This window comes from Endozoicomonas sp. SESOKO3 (assembly GCF_024606255.1).
This window is the reverse complement of sequence record NZ_JAHHPR010000517.1, coordinates 1-1125: the sequence shown is the minus strand read 5'-3', so window position 1 is coordinate 1125 and position 1125 is coordinate 1. Positions and strand designations below refer to the sequence as shown.

Sequence of the window (1125 nt, the reverse complement as noted above, 5' to 3'; positions counted from 1 at the left end):
GGATCAGAAAAACAAAAGGCCCGGCACTACCGTCCATAATCGGCACTTCATGGGTGCTAACTTCGACATAGGCATTGTCGATACCCAGCCCCGCCATTGCCGAAAGAAGATGTTCAACGGTATCTACCCGGACACCATCCTTCTGCAAAGAGGTGCACAGGGTTGTTTCTCCGACATTCTCTGCACGAGCAGGTATTTCCACCACAGGATCAAGATCTGTGCGACAGAAGATAATGCCAGTATCGACGGGAGCCGGTTTAAGAGTCAGATAGACTTTTTCACCGGAATGTAACCCCACTCCCGTAGCTCGAATAATATTTTTCAGGGTACGCTGTCTGATCATGATAACGCTATTCCGCGACCTCTAAGGCCCCTGTTATTTGAATGCAACGACTCATTGTAACAAAAGTTACATATGACACAACCGGTCATTCATTCAATCGGCTTGTCGACGCAAAAACGCCGGTATATCAAGGTAATCCACATTGTCAGATGATGGCGCCTGCCTGCGGGGCTTTTCATTTTCCTCAACCTTGGGCTGTTCAGCAGCTTTATTGCGAACACGAGGAGGAATATCGAGCTCCTTGAGATTCAGGGTACCATCTGGACGGACCGCCTTGGGCTTGGAACCTTCAACCACTTTAAGAGACTGATCCTGCTCCCCACCAGCGTCTCCCAGACCGGTCGCAACAACAGTCACTCTCAATTCATCTGTCATTTCCGGATCAATAACTGTGCCCACCACGGTGGTGGCATTATCTGAAGCAAATTCACGCACTGTATCACCTACTTCGTGGAATTCACCTACAGAAAGATCCAGGCCCGCAGTAATATTAACCAGCACGCCACGAGCCCCCTGAAGATTGACATCCTCCAGGAGAGGGCTGCGGATAGCACGCTCAGCCGCTTCAATCGCTCTGTTACTGCCTGTAGCAGAGCCAGTGCCCATCATAGCCATGCCCATTTCAGACATAACTGTACGAACGTCAGCAAAGTCAACGTTAATCAGTCCGTCACGGGTAATCAATTCCGAAATACCCTGAACTGCGCCTAACAGAACGTCATTGGCCGCACCAAATGCGTTCAGCAGACTGACATCACGCCCCAAAACCGGCAGAAGGTTCT

At 50.1% G+C, this 1125-nt stretch carries 2 protein-coding genes; both read right to left on the bottom strand.

What is annotated here, in order from left to right:
• On the bottom strand, window positions 1-343 hold a 343-nt coding region (locus KDK18_RS08950; protein WP_257254558.1), incomplete at its 3' end, for a UDP-3-O-acyl-N-acetylglucosamine deacetylase.
• Between the two features lie 93 nt (window positions 344-436).
• Window positions 437-1125 (bottom strand): cell division protein FtsZ (locus KDK18_RS08945; protein WP_373691159.1); only part of this gene is annotated, 689 nt, incomplete at its 5' end.